A 13,849-nucleotide genomic window follows, 5' to 3' on the forward strand; every position below is an offset into this window, starting at 1 on the left:
GCAAGTGAGACCGGCGGCGCACCCCAAGCGCTAACGTCTCCTCAATCCAGATCAGCGCGTGCGTCGCGCTGCATGATGCGTGCAGCGCGGTGCACCATCCGCCTGCGGCGTGAGGTACGGCGTGCGGATTGTGCGCAGTTGCGCGTGCAAACGCCGCAAGATGCACAAGTGCGCGCATGGCAAAGCTGCGCACAATGCAGGCGCGGACACAGCGCAGGGGCGTGTCTGCGTTTCCTCTTGCGAAGGATGTTGCGCATGCCACTGTTCCGTATTCCGCAACGCTGCGGCGTTGCCCTGTTCGCTGCGATGCTGTCGATCCTGCTCTGCCTGCCGATGCTGGCGCAGGCGCAGGCCACCCGTTATCGCGACGTCGCGCCGCTGTTGCTGGGCGTGGCCTGGTATCCGGAGCAGTGGCCGGAGGCACAGTGGGAGCAGGATTTGGCGCTGATGCAGGCGGCGCACGTGCGCGTGGTGCGCATCGGCGAGTTCGCCTGGAGCCGAATGGAGCCGCGCGAGGGGCAGTACGATTTCGACTGGATGGACCGCGCCATCGCCGCGGCCGCGCGGCATGGGATGGTGGTGGTGCTGGGCACGCCGACCGCGGCGCCGCCGGCGTGGTTGACCCAGGCCTATCCGGACACCTTGCGGGTTAGCCAGGACGGCGTGCGCGACGAGCACGGCAACCGCCAGCAGTTCTCCTTCGCCAGCGCCCGCTACCGACGCTTCGCGCATGCCATCGCCGAGCAGATGGCGCAGCGCTACGGGCACAACCCGCACGTGGTCGGCTGGCAACTGGACAACGAGTACGCGCAGTCCTCGTTCGATCCCGAGGCCAAGGCGCAGTTCCACGCCTGGCTGCAGCGCAAGTACGGCAGCATCGAGGCGCTCAACCAGCGCTGGGCCACCGCCTACTGGAGCCAGACCTACAACGACTTCGCGCAGATCCCGGTGCGCGAGGATGAGGAAAATCCGGCGCTGTTGCTGGAGTGGAAGCGCTTCGTCAGCGACACCTGGGCCGACTATTCGCGCAACCAGATCGACGCGATCCGCCCGCATGCCGATCCGCGCCAGTTCATCACCACCAACACCATGGGCTGGTTCGCCGGTTTCGACGCCTACACCGTGCACGGCGTGCTCGACATCGCCGCCTGGGACGACTACGTCGCCGGCGAGCGCTACGACTGGGTCGACAATGCGGCGCGCCACGATCTGACCCGCGGCTACAAGCAGCGCAACTACTGGGTGATGGAAACCCAGCCGGGCTTCGTCAACTGGCGCGCGACCAACGTGGCGCTGCGCAAGGGCCAGGTGCGGGCGATGGCGTGGCAGGCAGTGGCGCATGGCGCCGATGCGGTGTCGTACTGGCAGTGGCGCGCCGCGCCCAACGGGCAGGAGGAATACCACGGCACCCTGGTCGGCGCCGACGGCACGCCGGTGCCGGTGTATGCGGAGATCCAGCAGGTCGGCGCGGAGTTCGCCAAGGCCGGTCCGGCGCTGGCCGGCACCACACCGCAGGCGCAGGTGGCGCTGATCAACGACTTCGACAGCCGCTGGGCGATCGGCTTCCAGAAGCACGCGGCCGACTTCGATCCGGTCGTGCAGATGAAGAGCTTCTACCGGCCGCTGCGGCAGCAGGCGCAGGTGGTCGACGTGGTCTCGGCGATGGCGCCGTTGGAGCGCTACAAGCTGGTGGTGGCGCCGGCGCTGAACGTGCTGACCGAGGCGCAGGCGCAGCGGCTGAAGGCCTATGTCGAACACGGCGGGCACCTGGTGCTGGGGCCGCGCAGCGGCATGAAGAACGTCGACAACGGCCTGCATCCGCAGCGCCAGCCCGGCCCGCTCGCGACCTTGCTTGGCGGCCGCGTGGAGCAGTTCTATGCGCTGGACAAGCCGATCCCGCTGGTCGGCGCGGGCGCCGACGGCAGCGCCAAAATCTGGGCCGAACAGTTGCAGGCCACCGCCGCCGACACCACCGCACCGCTGCAGTACGGCGCAGCCAATGGATGGCTGGACGGCGCGCCGGCGCTGCTGACCCGGCGCGTCGGCAAGGGCCGCATCAGCTATGTCGGCGGCTGGTTCGACGACGCCACGCTGGATCGCCTCACCGGCGACTGGTTGCGCGACGCCGGGGTGCAGGCGCCGCTGGCCGATGTGCCGGAGGATGTGGAAGTGGGCGTGCGTAGCGACGGCGCGCGCCGCATCGTGGTGCTGATCAACCACGGCGCCACCGCACACACCGTGCGGCTGCCGGCGTCGATGCGCGCGCTGCTGGGGCCGACGCCGAGCAACGACACGGTGCAACTGGCACCCGATGACGTGGCGGTGCTGGAACAGCGTCGCTGAGGACTGCCGCGGTGCGCTACGGCGTACTGCCAGCCACGCGATGACGGATCGGTACGATGGGTGTACCTGTGCCGCGCTCGCCTTGGCCGCGTCGCGCCTGTGCGCCACGCGCATGGACACGCTCTACAATGCAGGTGCCAGCGGGCGTCGCCGCCGCCATCGCGTCGCGGCCTCGTTCCCTCACTGGAGTTGCACTTGTCCTTGTCTTCCTCTCGTCTCCTGTCGCCGGTGGGCCGGCTGTTCGCCGCTGCCGCCGTGTTCGAAGGCCTGACCTGGGCCGGCCTGTTGCTCGGCATGCTGCTCAAGTACGGCACCCAGACCACCGAGCTGGGCGTGTGGCTGTTCGGCCGTCTGCATGGGGCTGCATTCCTGCTGTACGTGGTCGCCAGCCTGCTCGCCGCGCTGCGGTTGCGCTGGCCCTGGTGGGCGTGGGCGCTGAGCCTGCTGGCGGCGCTGCCGCCGCTGGTCACGGTGCCGCTGGAACTGTGGTTCCGCCGGATCGGCCTGCTCGGCGCGCCAGGGCAGCGTGCCGTGGAATAGTGCAGGCGCTGCGGCGCAGGCGAGACATCTTGCCCTGTGCGATGCGCTGCATCGGTAGTGTGTTGTGACTGCATTCTCCGGCAGCGCTCTAGAATGCTGTCCCCAGTGCAGGCGAGGAGGCCATGGGCAAACGCAAACGACGACCGCCCCTGCCAATGCCGACACCCACGCGCCTGCAACGGCTGGTCGCGCGTCTGGAACGGCCGGTGTTGATGCTGATGGCCGCGGTCATGGTGGCGTGCGCCGCGATGAAGCTGTACCTGCTGGCGAAAGCGCTGCAGAGCGGCGTGTACATCGGCGTACCGAGAGCCGGGCCGAAGCGGATCTATCTGCTGGCGACCGATCCAGGCCACTATTGGTTCTCGATCGCGTGGGACAGCGTGGTCTGCCTCGTGTTGCTGGCGCTGGCCATCGCCACGGGCTGGGCGCTGATGGCGTTACGCAAACCGAAGTAGCGTTGGGTCGGCGGATCGCCGCGACCGTCACCTGGCCAGGCAACGCTGCCAACGCTCGGCCACGCGCTGCGCGAACCAGGCGGTGGTGAGCTTGCGGGTGATCTTCGGGCTTTCCAGGGCGATGCCCGGCAGTACCGCGCGTGGCAGCGGCTTGCCGGCATCGCGGTCTGCCAGGGCGAACACCTGGCGATACAGCGCGCTGTCGCCGAAATCCGCCTCGCCGCCGCGCTGCAGTTCGCGGCGGATCGTGCGCGCGTCCATGCCCAGTTGCGTGCCCAGGCTGCGTGCGGCGCGCTCGGTGGCGCCGGGGGCGTCGAGGTCGGCGCCGGGCGTCAGCGGATCGCCATCGAGGGCGAGCGAGATGCCGCTGGCGCGCGCCAGCGCGGCCTGGAATGCGGCATTGCGGCTGGCGTACCAGCCCGCATTGAAGTCGGCGAAGCGGTACAGCATCGCCGCCGCGTTCGGGTAGCCGAGCAGGTGGCGGGTGCCGAACCAGATGCCGCCTCGGCGAGTGAACACCGCGTGGCGCACGCCGTCGCTCAGCGGATACGGATAGCCGTCGGTATGCGCCTGCGCGAAGGCGATGCTCACCTGCATCGGCCCGGCGGTGTGCACCGGGTTGAGGTCGCCGAACAGGCGCTGGCCCAGCGGCACGCTGCCGGCGATGTCCTCGAAGATGGTGCTGAGATCCTGTTCGGTGCGCGCGGCGGCTAGGCGCTCGGCATAGCTGCGTCCATCCGGCCCGCGTAATTGCAGCGCTGCATCCAGCGCAAACGCCGGCACATGCACCGCCGCCGCGCGCCGCTGCAGTTCCGCCCGGGCGATCTTGCCCAGCCCCGGCACCGGTGGATTGGTCTGGTAGGTCGATTCCTGTTCGATCACCGCCAGGACCGCACAGATGTTCTCGGCGTTGGTGCCCAGACTCTGCGAGGCCAGGGCCACGTAGACGTCGTCGGCCCAGCCGCGGCGATCGGGTACCGTGGCCGGGATACGCCGGGCGATGTCGGCCTTGACCTCGCTGGGCGTGCGCTCGGGCATACGCGGCGCCTGTGTGGCGCAGGCGCCGAGCAAGGCGGCGCTGCACACGGCGAGCAGGCGGACGAAGACGGCGGTGGACATCGGCGCGGCGGCTCCAACGGAGTGGCGGTCGCCTGCATCCTACAGGTGCGCTGTCGGCACCGCGCCTACGTCGCTGGTGCCGACACTGTGCGGTCGGAGGTCGCCGCCGCTTGCGTGTCCGCGTCGGCCACATGGATGCCGAAGCCGCTGCGGCCGGGTGCAAGATCGGCCCGCAGCGTCAGTGCCGGGATCGCGTAGTCGCCGCCATTTTGCTTGCGGAAGGCGATCGGCGCGGTACTGAACAGCGTGTCCAGCCGTTCGCCCAGCGCCGCGCTGGTCTGCCCGAAACGCGCCGCATCCATGCGTCCGCTGCGGTACACCACGAACGGCGGCAGCACCTCGAAGCCGGGGTAATGCAGGATGCCGTGCTGGATCGGGAACAGCAGGTCGTCGATGGGGCCGTTGATACCGCGCGGTGCGTAGTGCGATTCCCAGCCGCCGGCGGTGACGATCAGCATCGCGCGCTTGCCGGCCAGCGTGCCTTCGCCGTAGCGGTCGCCCCAGTGCGTGTCGGAGTGTTCGCCGACGCCGTAGGCAAAGCCGCAGGCATACACCCGGTCCACCCAGCCCTTGAGGATGGCCGGCATCGAGAACCACCACAGCGGGAACTGCAGCAGCAGCGCATCGGCCCAGCGCAGCTTGTCCTGCTCGGCGGCGATGTCCGCGCGCTGGCGGCCGCTGGCGAAGGCGCGCTGCGAGTCGCGCGAGGGATCGAAGCGCGCGTCCGCGGCGCCGTCCAGGCTGTCCTGCGCGTCGACGGTGGCTTTCCAGTCCATTGCATACAGGTCCGACACCTGCACGCGATGGCCGGCGGCCTGCAGGCGTTGGACCGCCACCTGCTTGAGGGCGCCATTGAGCGAGGCGGGTTCGGGATGGGCATAGACCAGCAGCACGTTCATGCGGGTTCTCGGTGAGGGAAGGTCTCCACGCTAGGTCGCGCTTCGCTATAGTGGAAATGAATTGCCTTGATAGTCGCTATTGCCATGGTTGATCTGCGGCGCCTGGACCTCAATCTGCTGCTGACCCTGGACACGCTGCTCGACACGCACAACGTGACCCGCGCCGCGGCGCGTCTGCATCTGTCGCAGCCGTCGGTCAGCGTGCACCTGGCCAAGCTGCGCGAGGCGCTGGGCGATCCGTTGCTGCTGCCGGGGCCACGCGGCATGCGCCCCACTGCGCGCGCCGACGCGCTGCGCGTCCCGTTGCGCGAGGCCTTGCAGGCACTGCAGCAGGCGGTGGCGCCGGACGCGCCGTTCGATCCGTCGCGCGCGCAGACGCTGTGGCGGGTGGCGGCCAGCGACTACGGCGCCTCCACCGTGCTGCTGCCGGCGATCGCCGCCTTGCGCCGGGTGGCGCAGGGCACCCAACTGGCGGTGCTGCAGCTGTCGCCGCCGACGATCGCGCAGCAGGCCGAACAGGGCCAGATCGACCTGGCCCTGCACACCGTCGCCGACGCGCCGCCCGGCCTGCGCCGACGCACGCTGTTCGCCGAACACTACGTGCTGGTCGGTCGGGCCGGCCATCCGCGGTTGCGACGACGGCCGAGTCTGGCGCAGTTCTGCGCGCTCGAATACGTCATCGTCTCGCCCGATGGCGGCGGTTTCAGCGGCGTCACCGATGCCGCGCTGCGCGCGCATGGCCTGCAGCGCCGGGTGGTGCTGTCGGTGCCGCACTTCCAGTTCGTCGTTGCCGCGCTCCAGCGCAGCGACCTGGTGGCGATGCTGCCCGAGCGCCTGGTGCGCGACCAGCCCGGCCTGCGGGTGTGCGCGCCACCGCTGGAGCTGCCCGGCTACGAAATGGCCATGCTCTGGCACGAGCGCGTGCACCGCGATCCGGCGCACCGCTGGTTGCGCGAGCACATTCTCGCGTCGATCTGACGCGGCGGAGGCGATCGCCTCAGCGGCGCGTGCCCAGGACGCCGTCCAGGGCCAGCTGCGCGGCGAAGCCGGCCTTCTCCAGGCGTTTGGCCACCTCGCGCGGCACGTCGCGGCCGCTGGTGAGCTTGTTCGGACTGCCGGTGTAGTGGAACAGCCGGCCGCCGCGGCGCAGCACCCGCGCGAGCTGGTCGTAGAAGGCTTGCGCGTAGAGTTCGCCGGCGATGCCGAAGCGCGGCGGATCGTGCAGGATCGCGTCCATCGACGCATCGGCGATGCCGCCGATGGCGGCGCCGACATCGCCATGGGTCAGCTGCAGGCGACCGTCGCTGGCGGCCGGATCCGGCGACCACGGATTGAGCGTGCGCAGCCACAGCACGTCGGCGTTCTTCTCGAACGAATGCAGACGCGCCACCCCGGCCTCCAGCGCGCAGGCGGCGAAATAGCCGAGGCCGCCGCAGGTATCGAGCACTTGCTTGCCGCGCGGTTCCACCAGCGCCACCTTGCGCCGCGCGTCCTCGAACGGCGACAGCTGCGCGCTGGGCAACATCTTGATGCCGTCGATCTCGAAGGTCGGCGCGCCCCACTCGGTCGGCACCAGCTTGATCAGCGCACCGCCGAAGCGCGACACCGCGGCGAACTCGTCGCCGTCCCAGTAGTACAGCGTGCGGTCCTTGAGCTTGCCCGGATAGGGATAGTCGTGTCCCTGCCATTGCCAGCTTTCAGCGCCAAGCAACGCCTGGCCTTGGCTGCGCTCCAGGTCGAGCGACCCGGACCAGGTGGCGGCGCCGGCATCGCGCGCGGCGAGCAGCGCGACGGCGAGCGGACGGGTGAGAAGAGGGCCGGAATAGCGGGTCACGGGGGATCTGCCGGCGGCAGGGCGCGGCATGGGGCTCGGATGCGGGAGCGCATCGTAACCGACGCAGCGCCGAGAGGGGACGATTGCGACGGGCAAGCGCCGCAGTTGCCGTCGCTACGTGCGAAACGCATCGGCAGCATTGCGGCGCCGGACCAAAGTACTACTCCGGAAGAAGCGCTTTGCTCTCCGGTGCAAATCCACCGGGACCGACGTGCCGCGCGCTGCGCGAGCAACGCGGCAGCTTCGCTCAATGCGCCATGCCACCGCGTGCCTGCGCAGGTTCCTGCTGCGGGGCTGGCTGCTGCAATGCTTGATCGCGCTGTTGATTCTGCGCATCCACCTGGCGGGTGCTTTCCTGCAGCGTCGGCGCCTGGTCCAGATCGACACGCGTACGAAATCCTGGTGTGTTGCCGGCGACGAACGCAACCTTGTCCTGCACCGTGACCGCCTGCAGTTGCTGCGGGCCCTGGATGCCCTCGGCCTTGGCCGCTTGCAAGGTGTGCGCGACTTGCGCGTCGGTGGCGCGGGGCATGCGTTCGCGCAACGCGTTGAAGAACGGATGGTCGGCGTGCGTGGCTTCGGAGACCAGCGGCGAACGCTTGGCCTCGGCCAGGGCCGTCCGTGTGTCGCGCCCGACGACGGCATCGTCATCCAGGCCATGCGCGCGCTGAAACTCTTTCAGGGCATGGCGCGTATTGCGTCCGAAGTCGCCATCCGGCTTCAACGGCTTGCCGTCGGCGCCATGGTAGCCCAGCTCAGCCAACTGTTCCTGCAGTGCCCGGGTTTGCTGGTTGCGCTCATCCCCACCCATGCTGGCCAACTGCTGCAGCGAGACCTTGCCGCTCTGGATGTCGGCGACCAGTTCGGGCGTGATGGTCTGGGCCCATTGGTTCGCGGCCTGCACGCGTTCGTTGGCGCCGTTGTCGCCACCATTGATGATGCGGCCCGCTGCACGGGCGTTGTCGCGCAGGTTCTCCGGCACGCGATCCCTCCAATACGCCACCGCGAGATTGGCCGCCGTCTGCGGTTCGGCCGCCAGGTCCGGGTTCTTGGCGAGATCGACATTGAAGCGCTGGCCGTAGCGCTCGTAGTTGTCGCGGCCGGTGTACTGCAGATAGCCGCGGCCATGAAACCGCCAGCCGTCGCCGGGTTCGGTATTGCCGAGATCGGCGCGGTTTTCGTACATCACGGTGGCAATGCGCTGCGGATCGCGGCTGGCGACGGCGTCCTCCACCTGCTTGCGGGTGAAGCGGTCATCGGCCGAGGAGACCGCGGCGATCACGCTGTCGGCCGAGGTATAGCCCAGGTTCTCGTGCATGCGCCGAAAGTGGCCGGTTTCGACGGCGGCGTTTCCCATCAGGTTGGCCAGTTCCGTCGGCGAGGTGATGCCGGAATCGACCGCAGTCTTGAGCAGCAGTGCCGAGCTTTCGTTGAAACGGGGCATGGTTCTCTCCTTGGAATCAATTACTGGACGACGGCGCGGTGCTTGTCCATGGCGTCCTGCAGTTTTTCTGGATCGATCTGCGAGATCGGCGTCCATGCGAAGTCCGCCGGATAGCTGGCGGTTCCGCGGAAGACGTCCATCGCGCCGCTCTGCGGATTCTCTGCCGGTGCCGTGCTGCTCGCTTCCGCCAGATACCAGGCTTTCTTGGCCGGGTCGTACTTCAACGTGTAGGTGACATTGCTGCGCGTCTGCTGGTTGACGTAGACGATTTCGTGCGGCTTCAGGCTCAGGTTGTCGTCCAGGCGCTTCGCGTTGCGCGCCACATCGTTGTAGAGGCAGTCGACCGCTTGCGGGCTACGGTCGGCCACGTTCCATGCCGCATTCGCCTGTTGCAGGACCAGCAGCTCGCAGGTATTGCCTGATGCATCGGCATTGGCGTGGCGGACGATGGCGACGGCATCGGTCCCGCCGTTGCCGGTCAGGTCGTGCTGTTTGAAGGCGAGGATCTGGTCTCCCGGCTTGAGCAAGGGTTGCAGGGATGCCTCCCCTGAAAGCGACGCCGCCGGCGAAGCGGGCGCCTTGGCGGTCGCTGCAGCAGGGGAGTGCGAGTCCGTGCCGCCGTTGGCGGCGTGGTCGGCCGGCGTGGTTTGCGCGGACGGTTGGCAGCCGATCAGGCTTGCCGCAAGGAGGAAAGGCAGACAACGTGGCAGTGATGGCATCGGGCGGTCTCTGGCTGCATGCAACGGACGCGTTGCGATCGGGTTCAAGGCAGCAGGGAGGCCGACGAGGCGGTCTTGGGTTCGCGTCGTCCTGACACGGAGGCAACTCCCGCTCCCTGGATGCAACCGCGAGCGCACCCTTGGTTGCGCTGAGGCTTATAGCAACGCATTGCTTAAGAATTTGTTGTGTCTTGGACGGTTCGCGCGGTCGCTGCTTCCGTTCCCCCCGCATAATGGGCGCCAGTTCCCGTGTGCCCGGTATGGGCCGCCGTTCGATCGCAAGAGGCTCATGATGCTCAAGGGTGTGCTGCTCGGTTTCGCCTGTTACGCCGCCTATTCGATCAGCGATGCCTTCGTGAAGGGACTGGAGGGCTCGCTGCCGGCCTACGAGGTGGTGTTTTTCGGGGCGCTGCTGATGCTCGCGGCGCTGCCGTTCCTGAAGAAGCCGGGCGATCGCTGGCGCGAGGTGGTGGTGGCGCAGCGGCCCAGCATCTGGCTGCTGCGCGCGTTCACCGGCGCGGCCGGCAATCTGTCCGCGGTTACCGCGTTCACTCTGTTGCCGATGGCCGAGGCGTTCGCGCTGATCTTCCTGATGCCGATCTTCGTCACTGTGCTGTCGGTGCTGCTGCTCAAGGAGGAGGTGCGCTGGCGGCGCTGGCTGGCGGTGATCGTCGGCTTCATCGGGGTGCTGGTGGTGCTGCGGCCAGGCTTCCGGCACCTGGGCCAGGGCCATGTCGCGGCGATCGTCTGCGGGCTGGTGGGCGCGGTGTCGGTGATCAGCCTGCGCATGGCCGGGCCCGGCGAGAAGCGCCTGACCCTGTACGGCGCCGGCGTGCTTGGCCCGCTGCTGATGGGCGGGCTGCTGATGCTGCCGACCTTCGTCTGGCCGACCTGGCAGCAATGGATCCTGCTGGCCGGCTACGGCCTGCTCGCCGGCCTGGCCGCGATCTTCATGATGTACGCCTCGCGGTCGGCGCCGATCAGCGCGGTGGCGCCGACCCAGTACAGCCAGATGCTGTGGGCGATCGGCTTCGGCTACTGGCTGTTCCACGATCACCTGGACTGGCCGATGGCGGTGGGCATCGCGCTGATCCTGGGCGCCGGGCTGTTCACTCTGGTGCGCGAGGAGAAGGTCACGCGGTGGTGGCGGCGCACCAAGCTGGTGTGAGCGCGGCCGCCTGAGCCGATCTCGGTCGCCGCACCGGCGCCGATCAGGAAATCGCCGATACGGCCGCGCACGCAGCGCGGCGATGCTGCCCGTTCACGGACTAGGCAATGCAGGCGCCGTGGCCGCGAGGATGCTGCGGTCGCCGCGCCATCGGACTTTCCTTATCAAGATCGGAGAACGGCATGACGAACAATGCGATGGGGCAGTTGCTCGACGCCGCCGCCCATGCGGGCGCGGCGGGTGTGCGGGTGGTGGCAGGCGTGGTCGGCGCGGACGGTGCGGTCCGCAACGGCGCGGGGTACACGGTGGCGCATGTGAGCACCGGCCACTACCTGGTGAGCTTCCAGCCGCCGTTCCAGGCGCTGGATGGCGTCTCGGTCACCCAGATCTATCCCGGCGACGGCAGCACCTGCGACAACGCGGTGATCATCCGCCTGGATGCGGGCCAGGTGCTGCTGAAGACCGGCGACGGCGGCGGCAACCAGTCCGACCGCGATTTCAGCTTCGTCGCGATCGGCCAGGGCGGCGCGCTGGCCTGAGCGACAGCCCCCGCGGCGGCGCGGACGGCATGCGGCGCCGTCCGTGCCGCCGCGGGCGCCACCCGGCGCACGCGCGGCTGGCGCGCGCTGCCGCCATCTTCTATGTTTGCAGGCTAATCCCTCGCGATGGCCTGCGCCCATGACCGATCCGTCCGCCCAGCCCGACCACCTGCAGCGCAGCCTGTCCAACCGCCACCTGCAGTTGATCGCGATCGGCGGAGCGATCGGCACCGGCCTGTTCATGGGCTCGGGCAAGACCATCAGCCTGGCCGGGCCGTCGATCCTGTTCGTGTACCTGATCATCGGCGTGATGCTGTTCTTCGTGATGCGCGCGATGGGCGAGCTGCTGCTGTCGAACCTGGAGTACAAGTCGTTCATCGACTTCTCCACCGATCTGCTGGGGCCCTGGGCCGGGTTCTTCTGCGGCTGGACCTACTGGTTCTGCTGGATCATCACCGCCATCGCCGACGTGATCGCGATCGCCGCCTACGCGCAGTTCTGGTTCCCGACGCTGGCGCCGTGGATCCCGGCGATGCTGTGCGTGCTGTTGCTGCTGGGGCTGAACCTGGTGACGGTGAAGTTGTTCGGCGAAATGGAATTCTGGTTCGCGCTGATCAAGATCGTGGCGATCTGCGCGCTGATCCTCACCGGCGCCGGGCTGGTCGCCTGGGGCTTCCAGTCGCCGTCCGGGCACGTGGCCTCGCTGGCCAACCTGTGGAACGACGGCGGCATGTTCCCGATGGGGCTGGGCGGGTTCTTCGCCGGCTTCCAGATCGCGGTGTTCGCCTTCGTGGGCATCGAACTGGTCGGCACCACCGCCGCCGAGACCGCCGACCCGCGCCGCAACCTGCCCAAGGCGATCAACTCGATCCCGGTGCGCATCCTGGTGTTCTACGTGCTGGCGTTGGTGGCGATCATGGCGGTGACGCCGTGGCGCGAGGTGGTGCCGGGCAAGAGCCCGTTCGTGGAGCTGTTCGTGCTGGCCGGCGTGCCGGCCGCGGCCAGCCTGATCAACTTCGTGGTGTTGACCTCGGCCACGTCCTCGGCCAACAGCGGCATCTTCTCCACCAGCCGCATGCTCTACGGCTTGGCCGAGGAGCGCCACGCGCCGCGCGGCTTCGCCCGGCTCTCGCGCGCGGCGGTGCCGGCGCGCGGGCTGCTGTTCTCCTGCGCCTGCCTGCTCGGCGGCACCGTGCTGATGTACCTGATCCCGAACCTGGTCACCGCCTTCACCCTGGTCACCACGCTGGCCGCGGTGCTGTTCATGTTCGTCTGGTCGCTGATCCTGTGCGCCTACATCGCCTACCGGCGCAAGCGCCCGCAGCTGCATGCGGCCTCCGCGTTCAAGATGCCTGGCGGGGTGGTCATGTGCTACGTGTGCCTGGCGTTCTTCGCCTTCGTGCTGGCGCTGCTGACCCTGCAGGCCGACACCCGCCAGGCGCTGTTCGCCAGCCCGGTATGGTTCCTGCTGCTGGGCGTGGGCTATGCGTTGAAGCGGCGCAGCGCCTGAACCGGTGCGCGCGGCCGGCGTTGACGCTCCGCGCGCGCTGACGGATGCTCGCGGCCTTTCCTGCGCGAGCCTGTCCCGATGATCACCATCCATCGCCTCGGCGGTACCTCCGACACGCCGGTGTGCTGGGTGGACCTGTGCCGGCCGAGCGAGGCGGAGCTGGCCGAGGTCGACGAGAAGGTCGGTTTCGCGGTGCCGACGCGCGCGGCCATCGGCGAGATCGAGTTCAGCAGCCGGGTGCGGGTGGAAGGCGATGTGCTGTTCCTCAACGTGCCGCGCTTCCAGGACGAGGACGGTCCGACCGCGCCGCTCGGTTTCGCGGTGTCGCCGCGGGTGCTGGTGACCCAGCGCGAGCAGCCGATGGCCTCGCTGGATGCGGTGGCCGCGCAGCTGCAGCACAGCCCCTGCCGCAGCAGCGACGACCTGCTGCTGCGCCTGCTCGACGAACTGGTCGGGCGCCTGGCCGACCGCCTGGAAGCGCTGGAGGCGCAGATCACCGAGACCACGCGGGTGGCGTTCGACCGGCCGCATGCGCGGCACAAGTCGCGGCACCTGGAGCGGATGCTGCACGACGTCGGCGACATGGGCCGGCGCCTGGGCGGCATGCACAACGCCGGCCACGGCCTGCTGCGCCTGGCCACCTATCTGGACGATGCCGCGCCGGACTGGTTCGGCGAGGACGCGGCCAAGCGCATCGGCCTGCTGCACAAGGACCTGGTCACGCTGAGCGAGTTCGAGCAGCAGTTGAACGACCGCATCGAGTTCCTGCTCGACAGCGTGCTGGGCATGATCAACGTCGACCAGAACAACGTGATGAAGGTGATGGCGGTGGCCTCGGTGGTGGGCATCCCGCCGACGGTGCTGGTCGGCATCTGGGGCATGAACTTCGCGCACATGCCCGAGCTGAAATGGCACGACGCCTACTACTGGGCGCTGGGCGTGATCGCGCTGAGCATGCTGCTGCCGCTGGCCTGGTTCCGCCGGCGCGGCTGGGTCTGAGCCAGCCGCGCGCGGCGCCGGCCGCGCAGGTCACGCCGCGAGGCTGTCGGCCTCGGCGGCGTCTTCCGCGGTGTCGCCTTCCTCGCCGCTGACGTGCTGGACCGCGGCGATGTCCCACGACACCGTGTCCGGATCGATCAAGGCGTGGATCGCCGCGCCCTGCAGTTCGCGCATCAGCCGTCGTGCCGACGCGGTGCCGTGCGCGACGCTGTCCCACAGCACCATGTCGACCACGCTGCCGTCGCGGCGGCGGGCGATGCGCCGCGACGGCAGCGTGGTC

14 protein-coding genes are annotated in these 13,849 nt (G+C 69.0%); 8 read left to right on the forward strand and 6 right to left on the reverse strand.

Features of this window, described 5'->3' with window-relative positions; genetic code table 11:
• Positions 1 to 255: 255 nt before the first annotated feature.
• The 3 genes from CEK66_RS14005 (at position 256) to CEK66_RS14015 (ending at position 3,338) form a co-directional block, all read left to right on the forward strand.
• On the forward strand, positions 256 to 2,343 hold the full coding sequence (locus CEK66_RS14005; protein WP_152237319.1) for a beta-galactosidase: 2,088 nt from the start codon (positions 256 to 258) through the stop codon (positions 2,341 to 2,343).
• A 219-nt stretch (positions 2,344 to 2,562) separates the two neighbouring features.
• A complete protein-coding gene (locus tag CEK66_RS14010) occupies positions 2,563 to 2,883 on the forward strand; it encodes a DUF3817 domain-containing protein (RefSeq protein ID WP_017911534.1) in 321 nt (106 codons plus the stop codon).
• 155 nt (positions 2,884 to 3,038) lie between these two features.
• Positions 3,039 to 3,338 carry a hypothetical protein gene (locus CEK66_RS14015; protein ID WP_152237328.1) on the forward strand — a complete coding sequence of 100 codons (300 nt, stop codon included), beginning with the start codon at positions 3,039 to 3,041 and terminating at the stop codon, positions 3,336 to 3,338.
• Between the two features lie 27 nt (positions 3,339 to 3,365).
• Here CEK66_RS14015 and CEK66_RS14020 read toward each other — a convergent pair whose 3' ends face one another.
• Positions 3,366 to 4,457 carry a DUF1615 domain-containing protein gene (locus CEK66_RS14020; protein ID WP_152237320.1) on the reverse strand — a complete coding sequence of 364 codons (1,092 nt, stop codon included), beginning with the start codon at positions 4,455 to 4,457 and terminating at the stop codon, positions 3,366 to 3,368.
• Positions 4,458 to 4,522: 65 nt separating this feature from the next.
• The gene (locus CEK66_RS14025) at positions 4,523 to 5,356 is read right to left on the reverse strand and encodes an NAD(P)H-dependent oxidoreductase (protein ID WP_152237321.1); all 834 of its coding nucleotides are present in this window, start codon (positions 5,354 to 5,356) and stop codon (positions 4,523 to 4,525) included.
• A gap of 84 nt (positions 5,357 to 5,440) precedes the next feature.
• Between CEK66_RS14025 and CEK66_RS14030 the strand changes: the two genes are divergently transcribed.
• Positions 5,441 to 6,334 carry a LysR family transcriptional regulator gene (locus tag CEK66_RS14030; protein ID WP_152237322.1) on the forward strand — a complete coding sequence of 298 codons (894 nt, stop codon included), beginning with the start codon at positions 5,441 to 5,443 and terminating at the stop codon, positions 6,332 to 6,334.
• A 19-nt stretch (positions 6,335 to 6,353) separates the two neighbouring features.
• On the opposite strand, the gene CEK66_RS14035 is transcribed toward CEK66_RS14030, so the two are convergent.
• The 3 genes from CEK66_RS14035 to CEK66_RS14045 all read right to left on the reverse strand — a co-directional run bounded on the left by CEK66_RS14035 (position 6,354) and on the right by CEK66_RS14045 (position 9,353).
• Entirely contained in the window at positions 6,354 to 7,220 is an 867-nt protein-coding gene (locus tag CEK66_RS14035; protein WP_226978611.1) for an SAM-dependent methyltransferase, read from the reverse strand.
• A gap of 217 nt (positions 7,221 to 7,437) precedes the next feature.
• Positions 7,438 to 8,730 carry a peptidoglycan-binding protein gene (locus CEK66_RS14040; RefSeq protein WP_152237324.1) on the reverse strand — a complete coding sequence of 431 codons (1,293 nt, stop codon included), beginning with the start codon at positions 8,728 to 8,730 and terminating at the stop codon, positions 7,438 to 7,440.
• The gene (locus CEK66_RS14045; protein WP_226978612.1) at positions 8,655 to 9,353 is read right to left on the reverse strand and encodes a hypothetical protein; all 699 of its coding nucleotides are present in this window, start codon (positions 9,351 to 9,353) and stop codon (positions 8,655 to 8,657) included. Before CEK66_RS14045 ends, CEK66_RS14040 begins: the two co-directional genes overlap by 76 nt.
• Positions 9,354 to 9,645: 292 nt before the next feature.
• Between CEK66_RS14045 and CEK66_RS14050 the strand changes: the two genes are divergently transcribed.
• The 4 genes from CEK66_RS14050 (at position 9,646) to CEK66_RS14065 (ending at position 13,569) form a co-directional block, all read left to right on the forward strand.
• Positions 9,646 to 10,521: a DMT family transporter gene (locus tag CEK66_RS14050; protein ID WP_026143535.1), complete on the forward strand. Its 876-nt coding sequence runs from the start codon at positions 9,646 to 9,648 to the stop codon at positions 10,519 to 10,521.
• Between the two features lie 182 nt (positions 10,522 to 10,703).
• A complete protein-coding gene (locus tag CEK66_RS14055) occupies positions 10,704 to 11,060 on the forward strand; it encodes a hypothetical protein (RefSeq protein ID WP_152237325.1) in 357 nt (118 codons plus the stop codon).
• Between the two features lie 139 nt (positions 11,061 to 11,199).
• Positions 11,200 to 12,570, forward strand: a complete 1,371-nt coding sequence (cycA, locus tag CEK66_RS14060) for a D-serine/D-alanine/glycine transporter (protein ID WP_010340292.1) — start codon at positions 11,200 to 11,202, stop codon at positions 12,568 to 12,570.
• 78 nt (positions 12,571 to 12,648) lie between these two features.
• Positions 12,649 to 13,569, forward strand: coding sequence for a CorA family divalent cation transporter (locus CEK66_RS14065; RefSeq protein ID WP_152237326.1), 921 nt, complete (start codon positions 12,649 to 12,651; stop codon positions 13,567 to 13,569).
• A gap of 30 nt (positions 13,570 to 13,599) precedes the next feature.
• On the opposite strand, the gene CEK66_RS14070 is transcribed toward CEK66_RS14065, so the two are convergent.
• A partial coding sequence (locus CEK66_RS14070) for a hypothetical protein (RefSeq protein WP_152237327.1) occupies positions 13,600 to 13,849 on the reverse strand: 250 nt, incomplete at its 5' end.

Source organism: Xanthomonas sp. LMG 12460 (assembly GCF_009192895.1).
Classification (GTDB): domain Bacteria; phylum Pseudomonadota; class Gammaproteobacteria; order Xanthomonadales; family Xanthomonadaceae; genus Xanthomonas_A; species Xanthomonas_A sontii.

Coding starts and splice junctions, on each gene's coding strand:
- CEK66_RS14005 (WP_152237319.1), top strand. CDS start 256: ATGCCACTGTTCCGTATTCCGCAACGCTGCGGCGTTGCCCTGTTCGCT.
- CEK66_RS14015 (WP_152237328.1), top strand. CDS start 3,039: ATGCCGACACCCACGCGCCTGCAACGGCTGGTCGCGCGTCTGGAACGG.
- CEK66_RS14020 (WP_152237320.1), bottom strand. CDS start 4,457: ATGTCCACCGCCGTCTTCGTCCGCCTGCTCGCCGTGTGCAGCGCCGCC.
- CEK66_RS14025 (WP_152237321.1), bottom strand. CDS start 5,356: ATGAACGTGCTGCTGGTCTATGCCCATCCCGAACCCGCCTCGCTCAAT.
- CEK66_RS14030 (WP_152237322.1), top strand. CDS start 5,441: ATGGTTGATCTGCGGCGCCTGGACCTCAATCTGCTGCTGACCCTGGAC.
- CEK66_RS14035 (WP_226978611.1), bottom strand. CDS start 7,220: ATGCCGCGCCCTGCCGCCGGCAGATCCCCCGTGACCCGCTATTCCGGC.
- CEK66_RS14040 (WP_152237324.1), bottom strand. CDS start 8,730: ATGGACGCCGATCTCGCAGATCGATCCAGAAAAACTGCAGGACGCCAT.
- CEK66_RS14045 (WP_226978612.1), bottom strand. CDS start 9,353: ATGCCATCACTGCCACGTTGTCTGCCTTTCCTCCTTGCGGCAAGCCTG.
- CEK66_RS14050 (WP_026143535.1), top strand. CDS start 9,646: ATGCTCAAGGGTGTGCTGCTCGGTTTCGCCTGTTACGCCGCCTATTCG.
- CEK66_RS14055 (WP_152237325.1), top strand. CDS start 10,704: ATGACGAACAATGCGATGGGGCAGTTGCTCGACGCCGCCGCCCATGCG.
- cycA (WP_010340292.1), top strand. CDS start 11,200: ATGACCGATCCGTCCGCCCAGCCCGACCACCTGCAGCGCAGCCTGTCC.
- CEK66_RS14065 (WP_152237326.1), top strand. CDS start 12,649: ATGATCACCATCCATCGCCTCGGCGGTACCTCCGACACGCCGGTGTGC.